This is a genomic window from Pseudomonas sp. LW8 (assembly GCF_041956865.1).
GTDB lineage: Bacteria > Pseudomonadota > Gammaproteobacteria > Pseudomonadales > Pseudomonadaceae > Aquipseudomonas > Aquipseudomonas siliginis.
In genome coordinates this window covers 4,022,580-4,044,319 of record NZ_CP168138.1, presented here as the reverse complement: position 1 = coordinate 4,044,319, position 21,740 = coordinate 4,022,580, and the positions used below count along the sequence as shown (strand labels likewise).

The 21,740-nt window shown below is 61.0% G+C and carries 18 protein-coding genes; 11 read left to right on the top strand and 7 right to left on the bottom strand.

What is annotated here, in order from left to right:
* Positions 1–82: 82 nt before the first annotated feature.
* The gene (locus AB9L16_RS18225; RefSeq protein ID WP_310217616.1) at positions 83–1,267 is read left to right on the top strand and encodes a thiolase family protein; all 1,185 of its coding nucleotides are present in this window, start codon (positions 83–85) and stop codon (positions 1,265–1,267) included.
* A gap of 103 nt (positions 1,268–1,370) precedes the next feature.
* Here the strand turns inward: AB9L16_RS18225 and AB9L16_RS18220 are convergent, their stop codons facing one another.
* Positions 1,371–1,562, bottom strand: a complete 192-nt coding sequence (locus tag AB9L16_RS18220) for a DUF6316 family protein (RefSeq protein ID WP_056788322.1) — start codon at positions 1,560–1,562, stop codon at positions 1,371–1,373.
* Between the two features lie 210 nt (positions 1,563–1,772).
* Here AB9L16_RS18220 and AB9L16_RS18215 point away from each other — a divergent pair, with 210 nt between their 5' ends.
* Positions 1,773–2,732 carry a DMT family transporter gene (locus tag AB9L16_RS18215; protein WP_252878678.1) on the top strand — a complete coding sequence of 320 codons (960 nt, stop codon included), beginning with the start codon at positions 1,773–1,775 and terminating at the stop codon, positions 2,730–2,732.
* A gap of 108 nt (positions 2,733–2,840) precedes the next feature.
* Here the strand turns inward: AB9L16_RS18215 and AB9L16_RS18210 are convergent, their stop codons facing one another.
* Positions 2,841–4,235 (bottom strand): class II fumarate hydratase, encoded by a 1,395-nt coding sequence (locus AB9L16_RS18210; RefSeq protein WP_256809736.1) that lies wholly within the window; start codon positions 4,233–4,235, stop codon positions 2,841–2,843.
* A gap of 191 nt (positions 4,236–4,426) precedes the next feature.
* Between AB9L16_RS18210 and AB9L16_RS18205 the strand changes: the two genes are divergently transcribed.
* The 7 genes from AB9L16_RS18205 to AB9L16_RS18175 all read left to right on the top strand — a co-directional run bounded on the left by AB9L16_RS18205 (position 4,427) and on the right by AB9L16_RS18175 (position 12,234).
* Positions 4,427–4,942, top strand: coding sequence for a DUF2059 domain-containing protein (locus tag AB9L16_RS18205; protein WP_016770936.1), 516 nt, complete (start codon positions 4,427–4,429; stop codon positions 4,940–4,942).
* Positions 4,943–4,954: 12 nt separating this feature from the next.
* On the top strand, positions 4,955–5,254 hold the full coding sequence (locus AB9L16_RS18200; RefSeq protein WP_016770935.1) for a BolA family transcriptional regulator: 300 nt from the start codon (positions 4,955–4,957) through the stop codon (positions 5,252–5,254).
* Between the two features lie 152 nt (positions 5,255–5,406).
* Positions 5,407–6,348 (top strand): rhodanese-related sulfurtransferase, encoded by a 942-nt coding sequence (locus AB9L16_RS18195; RefSeq protein WP_041478261.1) that lies wholly within the window; start codon positions 5,407–5,409, stop codon positions 6,346–6,348.
* A gap of 35 nt (positions 6,349–6,383) precedes the next feature.
* Entirely contained in the window at positions 6,384–6,986 is a 603-nt protein-coding gene (locus AB9L16_RS18190) for a DsbA family protein (protein ID WP_178372427.1), read from the top strand.
* The gene (locus tag AB9L16_RS18185; protein ID WP_375122509.1) at positions 6,979–8,796 is read left to right on the top strand and encodes an ABC transporter ATP-binding protein; all 1,818 of its coding nucleotides are present in this window, start codon (positions 6,979–6,981) and stop codon (positions 8,794–8,796) included. Before AB9L16_RS18190 ends, AB9L16_RS18185 begins: the two co-directional genes overlap by 8 nt.
* Before the next feature lie 137 nt (positions 8,797–8,933).
* Complete coding sequence (locus tag AB9L16_RS18180) at positions 8,934–11,393, top strand: EAL domain-containing protein (RefSeq protein ID WP_258707047.1); 2,460 nt, start codon at positions 8,934–8,936, stop codon at positions 11,391–11,393.
* A gap of 79 nt (positions 11,394–11,472) precedes the next feature.
* Positions 11,473–12,234, top strand: a complete 762-nt coding sequence (locus tag AB9L16_RS18175) for a TenA family transcriptional regulator (protein WP_166554491.1) — start codon at positions 11,473–11,475, stop codon at positions 12,232–12,234.
* A 102-nt stretch (positions 12,235–12,336) separates the two neighbouring features.
* Here the strand turns inward: AB9L16_RS18175 and AB9L16_RS18170 are convergent, their stop codons facing one another.
* From AB9L16_RS18170 to AB9L16_RS18150, 5 genes are all read right to left on the bottom strand, one after another.
* Positions 12,337–13,263 (bottom strand): GGDEF domain-containing protein, encoded by a 927-nt coding sequence (locus AB9L16_RS18170; protein ID WP_041478268.1) that lies wholly within the window; start codon positions 13,261–13,263, stop codon positions 12,337–12,339.
* A gap of 363 nt (positions 13,264–13,626) precedes the next feature.
* Positions 13,627–14,367: a YciK family oxidoreductase gene (locus AB9L16_RS18165; RefSeq protein WP_024013876.1), complete on the bottom strand. Its 741-nt coding sequence runs from the start codon at positions 14,365–14,367 to the stop codon at positions 13,627–13,629.
* Between the two features lie 182 nt (positions 14,368–14,549).
* Entirely contained in the window at positions 14,550–15,221 is a 672-nt protein-coding gene (gene mupP / locus AB9L16_RS18160) for an N-acetylmuramic acid 6-phosphate phosphatase MupP (RefSeq protein WP_041478269.1), read from the bottom strand.
* A 4-nt stretch (positions 15,222–15,225) separates the two neighbouring features.
* A complete protein-coding gene (gene ubiG, locus AB9L16_RS18155; RefSeq protein WP_024013875.1) occupies positions 15,226–15,924 on the bottom strand; it encodes a bifunctional 2-polyprenyl-6-hydroxyphenol methylase/3-demethylubiquinol 3-O-methyltransferase UbiG in 699 nt (232 codons plus the stop codon).
* Positions 15,925–15,982: 58 nt separating this feature from the next.
* The gene (locus AB9L16_RS18150) at positions 15,983–17,317 is read right to left on the bottom strand and encodes a TRZ/ATZ family hydrolase (protein ID WP_041478271.1); all 1,335 of its coding nucleotides are present in this window, start codon (positions 17,315–17,317) and stop codon (positions 15,983–15,985) included.
* Between the two features lie 108 nt (positions 17,318–17,425).
* On the opposite strand from AB9L16_RS18150, the gene mtnA reads away from it, so the two are divergent.
* Both mtnA and gyrA read left to right on the top strand, forming a co-directional pair.
* Complete coding sequence (mtnA, locus tag AB9L16_RS18145) at positions 17,426–18,502, top strand: S-methyl-5-thioribose-1-phosphate isomerase (RefSeq protein WP_236168428.1); 1,077 nt, start codon at positions 17,426–17,428, stop codon at positions 18,500–18,502.
* Positions 18,503–18,925: 423 nt separating this feature from the next.
* Positions 18,926–21,580 carry a DNA gyrase subunit A gene (gyrA, locus tag AB9L16_RS18140; RefSeq protein WP_110646028.1) on the top strand — a complete coding sequence of 885 codons (2,655 nt, stop codon included), beginning with the start codon at positions 18,926–18,928 and terminating at the stop codon, positions 21,578–21,580.
* The last annotated feature ends 160 nt before the right edge of the window (positions 21,581–21,740 follow it).

The following is a 21,740-nucleotide window of genomic DNA, read 5'->3' as shown; positions in this document are numbered from 1 at the left end:
GGGTGAATGATCCTCGCGGTCGGCAAGAAGGTGGACTTATGCTCAGGTCCACTCTCAACCGACAACAACAATGAGGTATGCCATGCGTGAAGTGGTGATCGTCGACAGCGTGCGGACCGGCCTGGCCAAATCCTTTCGCGGCAAGTTCAACCAGACCCGCCCCGATGACATGGCGGCCCACTGCGTCAATGCGCTGCTGACCCGCAACGATATCGACCCGGCCAGCGTCGAGGACTGCATCGTCGGCGCCGGCTCCAACGAGGGCGCGCAGGGCTACAACATCGGCCGCAACGTCGCGGTACTGTCGCGCCTGGGCACCGGCACCGCCGGCATGACCCTCAACCGTTTCTGCTCGTCGGGTTTACAGGCGATCGCGATTGCCGCCAACCAGATCGCCTCCGGTTGCAGCGACATCATCGTCGCCGGCGGCGTCGAGTCGATCAGCCTGACCCTGAAGAGCGTCAACACCGATCACCTGATCAACCCGCTGCTCAAGCAACAGACTCCCGGCATCTACTACACCATGGGCCAGACCGCCGAAGTGGTGGCGCGCCGTTACGATGTCAGTCGCGAGGCACAGGATCGTTATGCGCTGCAAAGCCAGATCCGTACCGCGCAGGCCCAGGCTGCCGGTCTGTTCGACGATGAAATCGTGCCGATGGCGGTGAAATATCGGGTCGAGGACAAGAACAGCGGTGAAGTGCAGATTGTCGACGGCGTCGTCGAGCGCGACGACTGCAACCGCCCGGACACCACCTACGAAAGCCTTGCCGGACTGAAACCGGTGTTCGCCGACGACGGTTCGGTGACGGCGGGCAATTCCTCGCAGCTGTCCGACGGTGCGTCGATGACACTGGTGATGAGTCTGGACAAAGCGCTGGAGCTGGGGCTCAAGCCGAAGGCGTTTTTCCGTGGCTTCACCGTCGCCGGTTGCGAGCCGGACGAAATGGGCATCGGCCCGGTGTTCTCGGTGCCGAAACTGCTCAAGGCCAAGGGCCTGCAAGTGGCGGATATCGATCTGTGGGAATTGAACGAGGCGTTTGCTTCGCAGTGCCTGTACAGCCGCGACCGGCTGGAGATCGACAACGACAAATACAACGTCAATGGCGGCTCGATTTCCATCGGCCACCCGTTCGGCATGACCGGCTCGCGTCAGGTAGGGCATCTGATCCGGGAATTGCAGCGGCGCAACCTGCGTTACGGCATCGTCACCATGTGTGTGGGCGGCGGCATGGGAGCGAGCGGGTTGTTTGAGGCGGTGCGCTAAAGGATTGGTTGCCCGTTCAGGCCCCTTCGCGAGCAGGGTCGCTCCCACAGGTGATCGCATTCCCCTGTGGGAGCGAGCCTGCTCGCGAAGGCAGCGCCACGGTTCAGCGGCTGGAATCCCGCCGCTGCATCCGCGCTATATAAGCCTGAATCTCCCGCTCGATCACCTGACTGTCATACGGCCCTTCGAGGGTATTTTCCCGGGTGCTGAAATACAGCTCGCCATTGACCCGGCACACGCGGTCGCTGCGAAAACGGGTGGCGGGGGCGCTGTCCTCGGCGCGCATGGCGTACATGTCGGTCTCCCTGATCAATGCGTTGAAAAGTCTGCAATCAGCTTATGCCTGAAGCACTTGGCGCGCCTGCCCGGCCGATCAACGGCGGCGCGCCGGTTTACTGCTGCGACCTGCACAGTTTCATTCGCGGCCTGGCGGCAACTGTCCCTGTGTTGTGCGCAGCCGGACGCCTAGAATGAGTGTCCTTGTCAGCAGGCTTCTGAGGTTCGCATGCACATTTCATCGGGGCGCTGGGTGTACGGACTGTTCCTGGCGCTGCTGACCGCGTTTCTGTGGGGCATCCTGCCGATCAAGCTCAAACAGGTGTTGCTGGTGATGGACCCGGTCACGGTGACCTGGTTTCGTCTGATGGTTTCCGGCGGCTGCCTTTTCATTTATCTGGCTTCGGTCAAGCGCCTGCCAAGTCGCAAGGTGCTCGGGCCGAAGGGCGGCTGGCTGGTGCTGATGGCGGTACTGGGGCTGGTCGGCAATTACGTGCTGTACCTGATGGGCCTCAACCTGCTCAGCCCCGGCACCGCGCAATTGGTGGTGCAAATGGGTCCGATCATGCTGCTGATCGCCAGTCTGTTCGTGTTCAAGGAGCGCTTCAGCATTGGCCAGGGCATCGGCTTGCTGGTGTTGCTGATCGGCTTCGGCCTGTTCTTCAATCAGCGCCTGGCCGAGCTGCTGACTTCGCTGTCCGATTACACCGCCGGCGTGTTGTTGGTGCTACTGGCGTCGACGGTGTGGACCTTTTATGCGCTGGGCCAGAAGCAATTGCTCACGGTGTGGAATTCGTTGCAGGTGATGATGGTGATCTACCTGTTCTGCGCGCTGTTGCTGACGCCGTGGGTACATCCGCTGGAAGCGCTCAACCTGAGCCCGTGGCAGGGCTGGCTGTTGCTGGCGTGCTGCATGAACACCTTGATCGCTTACGGCGCATTCGCCGAAGCGCTGGCGCACTGGGAAGCCTCGCGAGTCAGTGCGACGCTGGCGATCACGCCGCTGGTGACATTTGTTGCGGTGGCGATTGCGGCGCGGATCTGGCCGGACTACGTGCATGCCGAGCAGATCAATGCGCTGGGCTATGGCGGGGCGGTGCTGGTGGTGCTGGGTTCGGCGCTGGTGGCGTTGGGGCCATCGTTGATTGCCGGGCTCAGGGCGCGGCGGGCCAGGGTTGTGCCTGGCTGACGATCGGCGGCGCCTGAATTCGCGAGCAGGCTCGCTCCCACTTTGCAATGCAATTTTCCTGTGGGAGCGAGCCTGCTCGCGAAGACGGACTTTCAGGCGCTACATGACTCAGCCCTTGGCGCCAGCCTCGATCATGTTCTCCGGGCGCACCCAGGCATCGAACTCTTCATCAGTGAGATAACCCAGCTGCAACGCAGCCTCACGCAAAGTCAGCCCTTCGCTGTAAGCCTTCTTGGCGATCTCCGCCGACTTGTCATAACCGATGTGCGGGTTCAGCGCAGTCACCAGCATCAGCCCACGTTCCAGATGCTTGGCCATGACCTGCGCATCCGGCTCGAGCCCGGCGATGCAGTGCTGCTGGAAGTTGCTGCAGCCATCACCAAGCAAACGGATCGATTGCAGCAGGTTGTGGATGATCACCGGTTTGAACACGTTCAGCTGCAAGTGCCCCTGACTGGCGGCAAAACCGATCGCCACGTCATTGCCGAGCACCTGGCAGGCGAGCATCGACAGCGCTTCGCACTGGGTCGGGTTGACCTTGCCGGGCATGATCGAACTGCCCGGTTCGTTGGCCGGCAGCTTCACTTCAGCAAAACCTGCGCGAGGACCTGAGCCCAGCAGACGCAAGTCGTTGGCGATTTTCATCAAGGCCACGGCGAGGGTTTTCAGTGCGCCGGACAGGGTCACCAGCGGCTCATGGCCGGCCAGTGCAGCGAACTTGTTCGGCGCGGTGACGAACGGCAGACCGGACAGTGCTGCGAGTTCAGCGGCAATCGCCTCACCGAAGCCGTGCGGCGAATTCAGCCCGGTGCCGACCGCAGTGCCGCCCTGCGCCAGTTCGCAGACCGCCGGCAGCGCGGCGCGGATGGCGCGCTCGGCATAATCCAGTTGCGCGATGAAGCCGGACAATTCCTGACCGAAGGTGATCGGCGTCGCGTCCATCATGTGCGTGCGCCCGGTCTTCACCAGTTTCATGTGCCGTGCCGCCAGTTCAGCGAGGCCGCCGGACAGCTCGGCAATCGCCGGCAGCAGTTGTTCCTGCACCGCTTTGGCGGTGGCGATGCTCATGGCGGTGGGGAAGCAGTCGTTGGAACTTTGCGAGCGATTGACGTGATCGTTCGGGTGCACCGGCGACTTGCCGCCGCGCGGGTTGCCGGCCAGTTCGTTGGCGCGACCGGCGATCACTTCGTTGACGTTCATGTTGCTCTGGGTACCGCTGCCGGTCTGCCAGACCACCAGCGGGAACTGCTCGTCATGCTCGCCGGCGAGCACTTCATCGGCGGCCTGTTCGATCAGGCGAGCGATGTCGGCGGGCAGGTCGCCGTTGCGGTCGTTGACCCGTGCGGCGGCTTTCTTGATCAGCGCCAGGGCGTGCAGCACCGGTAGCGGCATGCGTTCCTGACCGATTGCGAAGTTGATCAGCGAGCGTTGCGTCTGAGCACCCCAGTAAGCGTCGTCCGGGACCTCGATCTGGCCCAGGCTGTCGGTTTCGATACGGCTCATCGTGCACACTCCTGTTGGTCTGTTGGCGCAATTTAGGCCGGCATCGGCCCGGGTGGTTCCATCGGCTCGATTGTTGACCGCAAAACCCCGCCAATCAAGCGCGGCAAGGGCCGGGGGTTGAGCCATAGCGATTGTTAGGCGCAGAATGGTCGCCCTTGGGGTTCGACCTCGCTTTGCTTAAAGGAAACTCGATGACTCGTCTTCGCGCCATCTGTACCGCGGTTGCACTGGTTTGCGCCAGCGGCCAGGTGCTTGCCGATACCGCCAGCCACAACGCCAGTGCCGAAGCTTTCCTGACGCTGGCTCACGCTGACAAGCTGGGTACCCCGGTGTACATGCAAGTGCAGCAAATGTTCGCCCAGCGCTTTGAACAGACCAAAGCCCCTGAGTCGAAGAAAGCCGTGCTCGAAACCTACCAGGCCAAGGCCAACGCCGCGCTGGACCAGGCCATCGGCTGGAACAAGCTCAAGCCCGACATGGTCAAGCTCTACACCAGCAACTTCAGCGAATCCGAGCTGAAAGATCTGGTTGCCTTCTACCAGTCGCCACTGGGCAAGAAAGTCCTGGAAAAAATGCCGCAGCTGACCCAGCAGTCGGCGCAGATGACCCAGGGCAAACTGGAAAGCGCGGTGCCAGTGGTCAACAAGCTGCTCGACGACATGACCAAAGAGCTGACCCCGGCCGCGGCGCCAGCCAAGAAGAAGTAAGCGGAGTTCGTGATGACCATGCAACAACGCATCGAATCGACGCTGGCTCTGTTACAGCCTGAGCACCTGCAAGTGCTGGACGAAAGCCACATGCACAGTCGCGGGTCACAGACCCACTACAAGGCGGTGGTGGTCAGCGCGCAGTTCGAAGGCCTGAACCGGGTCAAGCGCCACCAGAAAGTCTACGGCACGCTCGGCGAGCTGATGGGCGAGTTCCATGCGTTGGCGCTGCACACCTACACCCCGCAGGAATGGGCAGAGATCGACGGCGCTCCGGCGTCGCCGACCTGTGCCGGCGGTAGCAAACATTAAGATCAAAAGATCGCAGCCTTCGGCAGCTCCTACAGGGCACAGCCGCAGGCGGTGATGTTTTTTGCTAGAATCCGCAACGCGCCGCTTAGCCGGCGCGTTTTTTATTGAATCCGGTTCACCCTTTGCGAGGGTAGCCACCTGGAGAAATACCCATGACACAACCGATTGTCGTGGCGGCACTGTATAAGTTCGTCACCCTCGAAGATTACGTTGACCTGCGCGAGCCACTGCTGCAAGCGATGGTCGACAACGGCATCAAAGGCACTCTGCTGATCGCCGAAGAAGGCATCAACGGTACGGTTTCCGGCAGCCGCGAAGGCATTGACGGTCTGCTCGCCTGGCTCAAGAACGATCCGCGCATGGTCGACATTGACCACAAGGAATCGTACTGCGACGAACAGCCGTTCTATCGCACCAAGGTCAAGCTGAAGAAAGAGATCGTCACCCTCGGTGTCGAAGGCGTTGACCCGAACAAAAAGGTCGGCACTTACGTCGAGCCGCAAGACTGGAACGCGCTGATCAGCGACCCGGAAGTGCTGCTGATCGACACGCGCAACGACTACGAAGTGTCGATCGGTACCTTCGAAGGCGCCATCGATCCGAAAACCACCAGTTTTCGCGAGTTTCCCGACTACATCAAAGAACACTTCGACCCGGCCGTGCACAAGAAGGTCGCGATGTTCTGCACCGGCGGCATTCGCTGCGAGAAAGCCTCGAGCTACATGCTCGGCGAAGGCTTCGAAGAGGTCTACCACCTCAAGGGCGGCATCCTGAAGTACCTCGAAGAGGTGCCGCAGGAAGAAACCAAATGGCGCGGCGACTGCTTCGTCTTCGACAACCGCGTCACCGTGCGTCACGACCTGACGGAAGGCGACTACGATCAATGTCATGCCTGCCGCACGCCGGTCAGCGTTGAAGATCGCGCCTCCGAGCACTACGTCGCCGGCATCAGTTGCCCGCATTGCTGGGACAAGCTCAGCGAGAAAACCCGGCGCAGCGCCATCGATCGGCAAAAGCAGATCGAACTGGCCAAGGCACGCAATCAGCCGCACCCGATCGGCTACAACTATAAGCAAGCATCTTCCGAGGCTTAATCATGTCTGCGCGCCTGCTCTATGTGATGGATCCGATGTGTTCATGGTGCTGGGGGTTTGCTCCGGTGGCCAAGGCACTGGTCGAGCAGGCGCAGGCAGCCGGGGTCGAGCTGCATCTGGTGGTCGGCGGTCTGCGCACCGGCAGCGGTTCGGCGCTGGAGCCGACCACGCGGCGCTACATTCTCGAGCACTGGCAAGCGGTCACCGAGGCCACCGGCCAGCCGTTCAAGTTCGACGGCGCGTTGCCTGACGGTTTTGTCTACGACACCGAGCCTGCCTGTCGCGCCATTGTCACCGCGCGCAGTCTGGCGCCGGATTGCGCGTGGACATTGGTCGGGCTGATCCAGCAGGCGTTTTACGCCGAAGGTCGCGATGTCACCCAGGCCAGCGTGCTGGTCGAGTTGGCGGAGCAGGCCGGTGTGCCGCGTATCGAATTCGCGGCGTTGTTCGATCATGCCGATCAGCACAGGGCGACCCAAGCCGACTTCACCTGGGTGCAGGACTTGGGCATCGCCGGTTTTCCGACCCTGCTGGCCGAGCGCAACGGGCAACTGGCGCTGCTGACCAACGGCTATCAACCGCTCAGCGAGCTGTCGCCGTTGCTCGGCCGCTGGCTGGAGCGCGCGGCCTGTGTCTGACCGCGCCGATGACACGCCAGCCGTAGAGCGTGTCGACCGGCTGAGCTGGGCTGAAGTCCGGCGTCTGGCACTGCATCACAAGAAATCCCTGTGGATCGCCAACGGCGTGGCCGTGCTGGCGACGCTGTGCAGCGTGCCGATCCCGTTGCTGCTGCCGTTGCTGGTCGACGAAGTGCTGCTCGGCCACGGCGATGCCGCACTGAAAGTCATGAATCATTTTCTGCCGAGCATGTGGCAGCAGGCGGCGGGTTATATCGGCCTGATGTTGGTGGTGACCCTGACCTTGCGTTGCAGCGCCCTGTGTTTTGGCGTGTTGCAATCGCGGCTGTTCGCGCGCCTGGCCAAGGACATCGTCTACCGCATTCGCGTACGCCTGATCGAGCGGCTCAAGCGCATTTCCCTCGGCGAATACGAAAGCCTCGGCAGCGGCACAGTAACCACGCATTTGGTCACCGATCTGGATACCCTCGACAAATTCGTCGGCGAAACCCTCAGCCGCTTCCTCGTCGCCATGCTGACCCTGGTCGGCACCGCCAGCATCCTCATGTGGATGCACTGGAAGCTGGCGCTGCTGATTCTGCTGTTCAACCCGTTGGTGATCTATGCCACGGTGCAGTTGGGCAAACGCGTCAAGCATCTGAAGAAGCTGGAAAACGACAGCACCTCGCGTTTCACCCAGGCCCTGAGCGAAACCCTCGATGCGATTCAGGAAGTGCGCGCGGGCAATCGTCAGGGCTATTTCCTCGGGCGCCTCGGTGTGCGCGCGCAGGAAGTACGCAACTACGCAGTCAACTCGCAGTGGAAAACCGACGCCTCGAACCGCGCCAGTGGTTTGCTGTTCCAGTTCGGCATCGACATCTTCCGCGCGGCGGCGATGCTCACCGTGCTGTTTTCCGACCTGTCGATCGGGCAGATGCTCGCGGTGTTCAGCTACCTGTGGTTCATGATCGGCCCGGTCGAACAACTGCTCAATCTGCAATACGCCTACTACGCGGCGGGCGGTGCGCTGACGCGGATCAATGAACTGCTGGCGCGTGCCGACGAGCCGCAGTATCCCGGCGGCGTCGATCCGTTCAAGGGGCGCGACACCGTCGGCATCGAGGTGCAAGGCCTGAGCTTCGGTTACGGCGACGAGCTGGTTCTGGATCAGATGAACCTGTCGATCCTGCCCGGCGAAAAAGTCGCGATTGTCGGGGCGAGCGGCGGCGGCAAAAGTACCTTGGTGCAGTTGCTGCTGGGTCTGTACACGCCAGCGGCCGGAACCATCCGCTTTGGCGGGTCGACCCAGCAGGAGATCGGCCTGGAGACGGTACGCGAGAACGTCGCGGTGGTGCTGCAGCATCCGGCGCTGTTCAACGACAGCGTGCGCGCCAACCTGACCATGGGCCGCATGCGCAGCGACGAAGCCTGTTGGCAGGCGCTGGAAATCGCGCAAATGGCCGCGACCATCCGCGCGCTGCCCGATGGCCTCGATAGCATCGTCGGGCGTTCCGGCGTGCGTTTGTCCGGCGGCCAGCGCCAGCGTCTGGCGATTGCGCGGATGATTCTCGCCGAGCCGAAAGTGGTGATTCTCGACGAAGCCACCTCGGCCCTCGACGCCGCCACCGAGTACAACCTGCACCAGGCGCTGGCGAAGTTTCTCCATGGCCGCACCACGCTGATCATTGCCCATCGCCTGTCGGCGGTGAAGCAGGCCGACCGCGTGCTGGTGTTCGACGGCGGGCAGATCGCCGAGGACGGCGACCATCGCCAACTGATCGCCGACGGCGGTCTGTACGCCAAGCTCTACGGCAACTTGCAACAGCACTGATCGAAACCCTCGCCGACCTGTCAGAGGTTCTGCGCGCGGTGTAACGCCGCGCCTTGCCTTGAGCGAGAACCCCACCTAGTCTCGTCATAGCGAATTCGCCCGGAAGGCGAGCGGGCAGTGCTCATGCAAGGAATCTCATGAAGCAAAAGCAGACTCTGGGAACACCACGGTTGTTGGGTATCGTCTGGCCCTTTATTGCTGTCGTGGTGTTCCAGGCATTACTGGGGGGCGTGAGCCTTTACGTGCTTTCGGCCGTGCGTGGCTACGTAGCTGGCGAAAGCCTGTGGTCCAAGGGCCAGAAAGACGCCATCTATTACCTCAACCTCTACGCCGACAGCCGCGACGAGGCGATCTACCGCAAATACCTGACGGCGATCGCCGTGCCCCAGGGCGGGCACCAATTGCGCCTGGCACTGGATCGTCAGCCGCCAGATCTGCAAGCGGCGCGCGAAGGCATTCTCAAGGGCGGTAATCATCCAGAAGATGTCTCCAGCGTCATCTGGCTGTACCTCAATTTCCGCCACTACAGTTATCTGGAAACCGCGATCGATCGCTGGACGATTGGCGATGCCTATCTCGACCGATTGCACGAAGTCGCGCAGGAGATGCACCAAGGCATTGCGCAGAACCAGGCCAGCCCGGGCGATGTGCAGCGCTGGAAGTTACAGATCTTCGCCATCAACGATGCAGTCACCCCAGCGGCCAAGGCTTTCAGCGATGCCTTGGGCGAAGGCTCGCGGGTGATCATGCGCCTGCTGTTGTTCACCAACCTGGCCACCGCGCTGGGTCTGATCGCGCTGGCGCTGTGGCGCACGCACAAACTGCTCAGGCAACGGCATGAATTTGCCCAGGCGCTGCAACTGGAGAAGGATCGCGCGCACATCACCTTGCAATCGATTGGCGATGGCGTGATCACCACCGACGTCAACGGCGCGATCGATTACATGAACCCCGCCGCCGAGGCCATGACGCACTGGAAGGCCGAGCAGGCGGCGGGGCTGCCGTTGTCGGCGCTGTTCAACCTGCTCGACGATAACGCCCAGACCGAAGGGCTGACGTTGATCGAGCACATTCTCAGTGGCCAGCTCAGCGGCGGCAGCGAACATTCCAAGCTGATCCAGCGTCTGGACGGCAGCACCCTGTCGGTGACCCTGGTCGGCGCGCCGATCCGCAATGCCGGCAACGTCAGCGGTACGGTGCTGGTGCTGCACGACATGACTCAGGAGCGGCAGTACATCGCCAATCTGTCCTGGCAGGCGACCCACGATGCGCTGACCGGGCTGGCCAACCGCCGCGAATTCGAATATCGCCTCGAACAGGCCTTGCACAACCTGACACGCCAGCCCGGCCGGCATGCACTGATGTTCCTCGATCTGGACCAGTTCAAACTGGTCAACGACACCTGTGGTCATGCGGCGGGCGATGAGTTGCTGCGGCATATCTGCACGCTGCTGCAATCAGACCTGCGCGAGGGCGATACCCTGGCGCGACTGGGCGGCGACGAATTCGGGATTTTGCTTGAGAACTGCCCGCCTGACATCGCCGAGAAGATTGCCGAAAGCCTGCGTCAGACCGTGCAGAATCTGCATTTTGTCTGGAAAGGACGGCCGTTCCTGACCACCGTCAGTATTGGCCTGGTACATGTCGCGCAGAATCCGACCACTCTCGAAGCCTCCCTGCGTGCGGCGGACATGGCTTGCTACATGGCCAAGGAAAAGGGCCGCAACCGCGTGCAGGTCTATCATGCGGACGACTCCGAACTGTCCATGCGCTTCGGTGAAATGGCTTGGGTGCAACGGCTGCACATGGCGCTGGAAGAAAACCGCTTCTGCCTCTATGCCCAGCAGATCGCGCCGCTCAAGCCGCAACCCGGCCAGGCCGGACACATCGAAATTCTCCTGCGCCTGCATGATGAATCCGGACGAATGATTTTGCCTGACAGCTTTATTCCGGCGGCGGAGCGTTATGGTTTGATGACCCAGTTAGATCGCTGGGTAGTTCAAAACGTTTTCAAGGTTATTGCCCAGTGTATTGAACAGGAACATGAACTTCCTTTGGCAATGTGTGCGATTAATCTGTCAGGCATTACTATAGGAGATGACGCGTTTTTGCACTTCCTGCGGGAACAGTTTGTTAACTACGCTATACCGCCTGAAATGATTTGTTTTGAAATTACCGAAACCAGTGCAATTGCAAATCTTGGCAGTGCAATTCGTTTTATCAATGAACTCAAAGGCTTAGGTTGTCACTTTTCTCTGGATGACTTTTGTGCCGGAATGTCTTCATTCGCTTACTTGAAACATTTGCCTGTAGACTTCCTGAAGATCGACGGGAGTTTCGTAAAGGATATGCTGGACGACCCGATTAATCGGGCAATGGTCGAAGTGATCAATCACATCGGTCATGTTATGGGTAAGCAGACAATTGCCGAGTTTGTTGAAACTAACCAGATCGAACAGGCGTTGCTTGAAATAGGTGTGGATTACGCTCAGGGGTATGTCATCGAGCGTCCGCAGTTGTTTACCTGTGACAGTTTGCAAAGTCGTCCTGCCAGACCGCAGCCGTTGTTGTTCAAAGCGCCTGGCACGTTCCGTTGAAGTCTCTCGCCGATCCTTGCCATCACAACTCAAAAGGAGCCGAACAGTGATCGACACATTCAACCGAACCGGACCCCTCATGGAAGCTGCAAGTTATCCTGCCTGGGCGCAACAGCTCATCAAGGATTGCAGCGAGAGCAAGCGCCGGGTTGTCGAACATGAACTTTATCAGCGCATGCGTGACAACAGACTCAGCGCGAAAACCATGCGCCAGTACCTCATCGGCGGCTGGCCGGTGGTCGAGCAGTTTGCCTTGTACATGGCGCAGAACCTCACCAAGACCCGCTTTGCCCGCCATCCCGGCGAAGACATGGCGCGGCGCTGGCTGATGCGCAACATCCGCGTCGAACTCAATCACGCCGACTACTGGATGCACTGGAGTCGCGCCCATGGCGTCAGTCTCGAAGATCTCCAGGCCCAGCAAGTGCCGCCGGAGCTGCATGCTCTGAGTCACTGGTGCTGGCACACCAGCTCGGCGGATTCGCTGATCGTGGCGATTGCCGCGACCAATTATGCGATCGAGGGGGCGACCGGGGAGTGGTCAGCGGTGGTCTGCTCGACCGGGGTCTACGCCGCGGCGTTTCCGGAAGAAGATCGCAAGCGCGCGATGAAGTGGTTGAAGATGCATGCCCAGTACGACGATGCCCATCCGTGGGAAGCGCTGGAAATCATCTGCACCCTGGCCGGCATGAACCCGAGCAAGGCGTTGCAGGCCGAGCTGCGGCAGGCGATCTGCAAGAGTTATGACTACATGTACCTGTTTCTGGAGCGGTGCATGCAGCTGGAGACTTCGGAGCGCTTGCTGGTCAACCGCGAGCGCCGGACCGTAACCGAAAGCTGATCGAACTGTGGGAGCGAGCCTGCTCGCGAAAGCGGTGGGTCATGCAACGAATCGTTGTCTGACACTCCCTCTTCGCGAGCAGGCTCGCTCCCACAATGATTTTTAGCCGGCCATCGCCAGCCGGTTCCGCCCCTCGCGCTTTGCGACATATAACGCACTGTCGGCCCGGCGCAGCAAGCTGTCTGCCGACTCGCCCGGCAACAACGTCGAGCATCCCAGGCTCACGGTGATCTCGATCAACTGGCCATCGGCAAAATATTCCTCTGACTGCGTCGCCTGGCGCAAACGCTCGCCAACCATCGCCGCTGCTTCGCGACCGGTGTTGGACAGCAGGATCAGAAACTCTTCGCCGCCATAACGGAACACCATGTCGACATTGCGCAGTTGCGCCTTGATCGACGCGGCAATGGCTCTGAGCACGTCATCACCGGCGCCATGCCCGTGGTCATCATTGACCCGTTTGAAGTGGTCGATATCGAGCATCAGCACCGACAGCGGTTGCGCATGGCGGCGCGACATGTCGATCTCGCGCTGCAAGGTCTGCTCCATGGCTACCCGGTTGCCAGCACCGGTCAACGGGTCGCGCAAGGCACTTTGCGTCGCGGCGCGATAGAGCAGGGCGTTGCGCATCGGGTACAGCAGGCAGGACAGTAGCGACTCGAGGTCGCCCTGTTCCTTGTCGTTGAAACGCTGATTGCGGCGGAAGACCAGCTCGCCCATGTGCTCGCCTTCGTGGCTCAGGGTGTAGCTGACCGAGTGGTGGCCGCGTGTGCCGAACTCCAGGCGCAAGTCACTGGCCTGATGCACATAGCTCAGCGCGTCCAGCGGCACCAGGCGTTGAATTTCGCGAAAGAACAGGCCAAGGATGCGCTGTGGCTCAAGGCTGGTTTGCAGTTGCAGGCTCATTTGCTGACGCAGTTGCGCCAGGCTGGTCGGGCGCTCGATCAGCGCCGGTAGTTGACCGAAGCCCAGGCGCTGCAATTTGGCACTGTCGAAGTCAATTGCATGGGTCTGGGAAGGAGATTTCATATGGCGTGAGCCCCTAAGCAGTAAGTCTGTCTTACAGGCTGGGTGAGAGCGGCTATGGGCTGCGCGTCGTACTGATCCATCAGTCCCGTAGGACGTTTGGCGTAAGTTTAGTCTGCCGCAAGACGATCAGTCAGCTATCGAAATCGGCGTTTGCCCCATGGCCATCACACGGCATGTTTTGAGGGAATTTAGAGCGAAAGGCGTGCCATTCGGTTCGATTTTTATTTAAAGCTTTTCGAATCAATGACTTGCTGGCGAATGCCAAGCAGCCGCGCTGGGTTATTGGCGGCTTTGTGACGGTTATGAGCGGCAATGGCTTGCCGCGACAGCATTCTGCCGCGGCAACAAATGCGACGTATGGCGCTATTGGGCGTTGAACGCCTGGCCATTAACGCCTGCGCTGTCGGGGCCCATCAGGTACAGATAGACCGGCATGATCTCTTCCGGTGTCGGGTTGTTCAGCGGATTTTCCCCCGGATACGCCTGCGCGCGCATGCTGGTGCGCGTGCCGCCCGGGTTGATGCTGTTGGAGCGTACCGGCGCAACGCCTTCCACTTCATCGGCCAGGGTTTGCATCAGGCCCTCGGTGGCAAATTTCGACACACCGTAAGCGCCCCAGTACGCGCGACCCTTGCGCCCGACGCTGCTGGAGGTGAACACCACCGAAGCATCCTGGGACAGCTTGAGCAACGGCAGCAGGGTGCTGGTCAACATGAACATCGCGTTGACGTTGACCTGCATGACACGCATGAAGTTTTCGCCGGACAGTTGCTCGATCGGCGTGCGCGGGCCGATGATCGAAGCGTTGTGCAGCAGGCCGTCGAGATGGCCGAACTCGGTTTCGATCATCGCCGCCAGCTCATCGTACTGATGGGGCAGGGCGGTCTCGAGGTTGAACGGGATCACCGCTGGTTGCGGATGACCGGCAGCCTCGATTTCGTCGTAGACCTCGGTCAGATTGGCTTCGGTCTTGCCCAGCAGCAGCACAGTGGCGCCGTGTGCGGCATAGGTCTTCGCCGCAGCCGCGCCGATGCCACGCCCGGCACCGGTGACCAGAATGACCCGATCCTTGAGCAATTCAGGGCGAGCGGTGTAATCAAACATAAAAACCTCATAGTCCATTTCATGAAGACCTGCTTCACCCAGTGGCGAGGGGATTTATCCCCGTTCGGCGGCGAAGCCGTCGCAAAACCTGTGTGTCACATCGCCTGGATAAAAGCGGGGGCCGCTTCGCAGCCCAGCGGGGATAAATCCCCTCGCCACACAGGGAATTTGCAACAGTCAGGTCAGCAGCTGCACAGCGCGCTGTCGAGCACCTTGCGCAACTCCAGCGGGTGGTCCACTACCACGTCCGCACCCCAATGCCGTGGGTTGTCGTCCGGGTGGATGTAGCCGTAGGTCACCGCAGCGGTTTTGGTGCCGGCATCGCGGCCCGATTCGATATCGCGCAGATCATCGCCGATAAACAGCACGGTCGACGGATCCAGATCAAGCATCTTGCAGGCGAGGATCAGCGGCTCCGGATCCGGCTTGCTGTTCTTCACATGATCCGGGCAGATCAGCAGCGCCGAACGCTCGGCCAGCCCCAGACGCTGCATGATCGGCTCGGCGAAACGCAACGGTTTGTTGGTGACCACGCCCCAGATCAGGTTGGCCTTTTCGATGTCAGCGAGCAGTTCGCCCATGCCGTCGAACAGCTTGCTGTGCACTGCGCAGCCGACCAGATAGCGCTCGAGAAACTCCAGACGCAGCTCCTCAAAGCCCGGCGATTCCGGATCCATCGAGAACGTCACCGCGACCATGGCCTTGGCGCCGCCGGAAATTTCGTCGCGGATATGCTTGTCGTTGATCGGCGGCAGACCGCGATCGGCGCGCATCGCCTGGCAGATGGCGATGAAGTCCGGCGCGGTGTCGAGCAGGGTGCCGTCCATGTCGAAAAGTACCGCTCTGATGGCCATCGGCTTATTCCTCGCGCAGGGTCTGGATCATGTAGTTGACGTCAACGTCGTTGGCCAGCTTGTAGTGCTTGGTCAGCGGGTTGTAGGTCAGGCCGATGATGTCCTTGACGGTCAGGCCAGCCATGCGGCTCCACGCGCCGAGCTCGGAGGGGCGGATGAATTTCTTGAAGTCGTGGGTGCCGCGCGGCAGCAGCTTCATGATGTATTCGGCGCCGATGATCGCGAACAGATACGCCTTCGGGTTGCGGTTGATGGTCGAAAAGAACACCTGGCCGCCCGGCTTGACCATGCGGAAGCAGGCGCGGATCACCGAGGATGGATCCGGCACGTGCTCGAGCATTTCCAGGCAGGTGACCACGTCGAACTGCTCGGGCATTTCGTCGGCGAGGGCTTCGGCGGTGATCTGCCGGTATTCGACGCTGACCCCGGATTCCAGCTGATGCAGTTGCGCGACCGCCAGCGGCGCTTCGCCCATGTCGATGCCCATTACGGTGGCGCCGCGCTGGGCCATGGCTTCGCTGAGGATGCCGCCGCCGCAACCGACGTCGAGGACTTTCTTGCCGGCCAGATTGACCCGCTCGTCGATCCAGTTGACCCGCAGCGGGTTGATGTCGTGCAGCGGCTTGAATTCGCTTTCACGGTCCCACCAGCGATGGGCCAGGGCCTCGAATTTGGCGATTTCGGCGTGGTCGACGTTGCTCATGTTCAATTCCTCGAAAAACCTGAAAAGGGCTGTAGCCGCAGATATTGCGCCGCGGTGTTTACGATTCGGTGTGGCCGCTGATGCGCTGGCCCCAGTGGCGAGCGGTCTCGCCCAGCTGTTGTTCGTCCATGCGGGTCAGACGCCGGTCGTCGAGCAGTTGCTTGCCGGCGACCCACAGGTGTTTCACGCAATCACGCCCGGTCGCATAGATCAGCTGCGACACCGGGTCATACACCGGTTGCTGCGCCAGACCGGACAGGTCGAAAGCGACGATGTCTGCGGCTTTGCCGATCTCCAGCGAGCCGACCTGCGCCTCGATCCCCAGCGCACGGGCGCCATTGAGGGTGGCCATGCGCAAGGCGCGATGAGCGTCCAGCGCCGTGGCAGAACCGGCCACGGCTTTGGCCAGCAGGGCGGCGGTGCGGGTTTCGCCGAGCAGGTCCAGATCATTGTTGCTCGCCGCGCCATCGGTGCCGACGGCGACGTTCACCCCAGCCTGCCACAAACGTTCGACCGGGCAGAAGCCGCTGGCCAGTTTCAGATTGGATTCCGGGCAGTGGATCACGCTGCTGTTGCTTTCTACCAGCAGCGCGAGGTCGTCATCGCTGATCTGGGTCATGTGCACCGCCTGGAAGCGCGGGCCGAGCAGGCCAAGGCGACCCAGGCGCGCCAGTGGCCGTTCGCCGGTCTGCTCGACGGCCTGCTGCACTTCGAATGCGGTTTCATGCACATGCATATGGATCGAAGCGTCCAGCTCCTCGGCGATCACCCTGATTTTCTCCAGGTTCTCATCACCGACGGTGTAGGGTGCGTGAGGGCCGAAAGTAATCTTGATGCGTTCGTGATGCTTGAGATCCCCGAACAATTCGACGCCCTGACGAATGGCTTCGTCGGCACTGCTGGCGCCGGGGATCGGGAAATCGAGGATCGGAATGGCGATCTGCGCGCGGATACCGCTGTTGTGTACGCGCTCGCTGGCGACTTTCGGGAAGAAATACATGTCAGAGAAGCAGGTGATGCCGCCCTTGATCTGCTCGGCGATGGCCAGATCGGTGCCGTCGCGGACGAAATCCTCATCGACCCATTTGCCTTCGGCCGGCCAGATGTGGTTTTCCAGCCAGGTCATCAGCGGCAGATCGTCAGCCAGGCCACGGAACAGTGTCATCGCCGCGTGGCCGTGGGCATTGATCAGTCCCGGCGCCAACAGAACATCCGGCAGTTCACGGATTTCTGTCGCGTTACACTTCAACGCTTCGGCGCGCGGGCCGATAAACACGATGCAACCGTCACGGATGCCCAGGCCGTGCTCCTTGAGCACCACGCCTGCGGGTTCGACGGGGACCAGCCAGGTCGGCAGCAATAACAGGTCGAGTGCAATGGCAGGTTTCGGCATCGAGGGTCGGTTCCAGTGCTTTTGTAAAGGATGGCGAAGTATACCCGAGCGTCTTCGCGGGGGGATCGCTATAATCGGCGGCTTTTGTTCATGAGTGCGGGGTGTGGGATGCGCGATCGACTGTTGGCTGCGGAGAAAGTGAAGGCCATCGATTGGCGTGATGGCGCGCTGCACCTGCTGGATCAGCGTATTTTGCCGTTCGAGGAAAACTGGATCGCCTACACCAGCGCCGCCGGCGTGGCCGAAGCGATTCGCTCGATGGTCGTGCGTGGCGCACCGGCCATCGGCATCAGTGCGGCTTATGGCATCGTCCTCGCGGCGCGGGCGCGGATTGCCGAGGGCGGCGACTGGTACACGGCACTGGAAGAGGATTTCGCGCTGTTGGCAGATTCGCGTCCGACCGCGGTCAATCTGTTCTGGGCGCTGGGCCGCATGCACGATCGCCTGGATCGCCTGAAAAGCAACGCCGATCCGCTGGCGGCGCTGGAAGCCGAAGCTATCGCCATTCATGAAAGCGACCGCGAGGCCAACCTGACCATGGCGCAGCTTGGCGTCGATCTGATTCGCAAGCATCAGGGCAACGCTCAAGCCATCCTGACCCACTGCAACACCGGCGCGCTGGCCACCGGTGGGTTCGGAACTGCGCTGGGAGTGATCCGCGCGGCTTATATAGAAGGCATGGTCGAACGCGTCTATGCCGACGAGACCCGGCCGTGGCTGCAGGGCTCGCGGCTGACCGCGTGGGAACTGGCCAACGAAGGCATCCCGGTGACCCTGAATGCCGACTCCGCCGCCGCGCACATCATGAAAACCAAAGGCGTGACCTGGGTGATCGTCGGCGCTGACCGCATCACCGCCAATGGCGACGTGGCGAACAAGATCGGCACCTATCAACTGGCGGTCAACGCCATGCACCACGGCGTGCGCTTCATGGTGGTGGCGCCGAGTTCGACCATCGACATGAACCTCGCCAGCGGCGATGACATCCCGATCGAAGAGCGTGATGGCGCCGAACTGCTTGAAGTTGGCGGTAAACGCGTCGGTGCCGATGTTGAAGCGTTCAACCCGGTGTTTGATGTCACCCCGGCGGATCTGATCGATGCGATCGTCACCGAGAAAGGCATCGTCGAGCGCCCGGACACCGCGAAAATGGCCCAGCTGATGTGTCGCAAACGCCTGCATTGAAGGACTATTGCGTCTGAGCGGACCCCATCGCTGGCAAGCCAGCTCCCACAGGTTTTGTGCCCGGCATTGAACCTGTGGGAGCTGGCTTGCCAGCGATGAGGGCTTGAATGTCAATAAACAACTGTAAATCTGCCCCAGATTTCACATTCAAAGAAGCTCAGAGCTTCTCTCGTCCCCCTCAAGCCTGTCATCGGTCAACTAACTATGCTCCATGCGCATCTGGGGGATAGGTGCGTGGCGGCCTTTGTGATAACATCCGGCGTTTTCCGAGGCGGCTCCACGGAGCTGTCTTTACTGCGCAAATCCGCGATCCAATGTTGATTTGTCGTAAGTCGGCGCATGGCACTCGGCCGGCCCCGACGAGCTTCGTTGCTCCCACATGGATATGACGAAGTTTCACCAGAAAAAGGAATCAGGCTTCTCATGGGCGAACTGGCCAAAGAAATCCTCCCGGTCAATATCGAAGACGAGCTGAAACAGTCCTACCTCGACTACGCAATGAGCGTGATCGTCGGCCGTGCACTGCCGGATGCGCGCGATGGCCTCAAGCCCGTGCACCGTCGCGTACTGTTCGCGATGAGCGAGCTGGGCAACGACTACAACAAGCCGTACAAGAAATCTGCCCGTGTCGTCGGCGACGTGATCGGTAAGTATCACCCGCACGGTGACACTGCCGTGTACGACACCATCGTTCGTATGGCCCAGCCTTTCTCCCTGCGCTACCTGCTGGTCGACGGCCAGGGCAACTTCGGGTCGGTCGACGGCGACAACGCTGCGGCCATGCGATACACCGAAGTGCGCATGACCAAGCTGGCGCACGAGCTGCTGGCTGACCTGCACAAGGAAACCGTGGACTGGGTGCCGAACTACGACGGCACCGAACTGATCCCGGCGGTCATGCCGACCCGCGTACCGAACCTGCTGGTCAACGGTTCCAGCGGTATCGCCGTGGGCATGGCGACCAACATTCCGCCGCACAACCTCGGTGAAGTCATCGACGGTTGCCTGGCCCTCATCGACAATCCCGAGCTGACCGTCGATGAGCTGATGCAATACATTCCCGGTCCGGACTTCCCGACGGCCGCGATCATCAACGGTCGTGCCGGCATCATCGAAGCCTACCGCACCGGTCGCGGGCGCATTTACATGCGTGCCCGCTCGATCATCGAAGACATCGACAAGGTCGGTGGCCGTCAGCAGATCGTCATCACAGAACTCCCTTACCAGCTGAACAAGGCGCGTCTGATCGAGAAGATCGCCGAGCTGGTCAAAGAGAAGAAGCTCGAAGGCATCACCGAGCTGCGCGACGAGTCCGACAAGGACGGTATGCGCGTCGTGATCGAGCTGCGTCGCGGCGAAGTGCCTGAGGTGATCCTCAACAACCTCTACGCCCAGACCCAGCTGCAATCGGTATTCGGCATCAACATCGTCGCGCTGATCGACGGCCGCCCACGCATCCTCAACCTCAAGGATCTGCTGGAAGCCTTCGTCCGTCACCGTCGCGAAGTGGTTACCCGTCGTACCGTGTTCGAACTGCGCAAGGCGCGCGAGCGTGGGCACATTCTCGAAGGCCAGGCCGTTGCCCTGTCGAACATCGACCCGGTGATCGCCCTGATCAAGGCGTCGCCAACGCCGTCGGAAGCCAAGGAAGCGCTGATCAGCACGCCTTGGGAATCCTCGGCTGTGGTGGCGATGGTTGAACGTGCCGGTGCCGATTCGTGCCGTCCGGAAAATCTCGATCCGCAATACGGTCTGCGTGAAGGCAAGTACTTCCTTTCGCCAGAACAGGCACAAGCGATTCTGGAATTGCGCCTGCACCGCCTGACCGGTCTGGAGCACGAGAAGCTGCTGGCCGAGTATCAAGAGATCCTCAACCAGATCGGCGAGCTGATCCGCATCCTCAACAGCGCCGTGCGCCTGATGGAAGTGATCCGCGAAGAACTGGAAGTGATCCGCGCCGAATACGGCGATGTGCGCCGCACCGAAATTCTCGATGCCCGTCTCGACCTGACCCTGGGTGACATGATTCCGGAAGAAGAGCGCGTCGTGACCATCTCTCACGGTGGCTACGCCAAGACCCAGCCGCTGGCTGCGTACCAGGCTCAGCGTCGTGGCGGCAAAGGCAAGTCGGCCACCGGCGTCAAGGACGAGGACTACATCGCTCACCTGCTGGTTGCCAACAGCCACACCACGCTGCTGCTGTTCTCCAGCAAGGGCAAGGTGTACTGGCTCAAGACCTACGAGATTCCGGAAGCATCCCGCGCGGCCCGTGGTCGTCCGCTCGTCAACCTGCTGCCGCTGGATGATGGTGAATACATCACCACCATGCTGCCGGTCGAGGAATACACCGAAGGTCACTACATCTTCATGGCCACCGCCAACGGCACCGTGAAGAAGACCCCGCTGGAATCCTTCAGCCGTCAGCGCAGCGTCGGTCTGATCGCGCTGGAGCTGGACGAAGGCGACGTGCTGATCTCTGCGGCCATCACCGATGGCGAGCGCGAAGTGATGCTGTTCTCCGACGGCGGCAAGGTCACCCGTTTCAAAGAGTCCGACGTGCGTGCCATGGGCCGTACCGCTCGCGGCGTACGCGGCATGCGTCTGCCGGAAGGGCAGAAGCTGATTTCCATGCTGATCCCGGAAGAAGGCAGCCAGATCCTCACCGCGTCCGAGCGTGGTTATGGCAAGCGCACCGCGATCACCGAGTTCCCTGAGTACAAGCGTGGCGGCCAAGGCGTGATCGCCATGGTCAGCAACGAGCGTAACGGCCGTCTGGTCGGCGCAGTTCAGGTGCTCGACGGCGAAGAAATCATGCTGATCTCCGATCAGGGCACCCTGGTGCGTACCCGTGTCGACGAAGTGTCGAGCCTGGGCCGTAATACTCAGGGCGTGACGCTGATCAAGCTGGCCAAGGATGAAACCCTGGTCGGCCTGGAACGGGTTCAGGAGCCTTCGGAAATCGAAGGCGAAGAGCTCGAAGGTGAAGAGGGCGAGGAAATCGCAGGCAGCGTCGGTATCGACGAGGCCGCAGACGACCAGCAACTCGACGCCGCAGCAGACGAAGAACCGCAGGAATAAGCGGACAAACGAGGGGGCGGATGAGAATTCGCCCCCTTGTTATTTGTCCGGTATGAATTTTCGACATCATGGAGATCCCCTGTGGGAGCGAGCCTGCTCGCGAAAGCAGGCGCTGCGGTACCTCTGAAGCACCGCGGTGATGCATTCGCGAGCAGGCTCG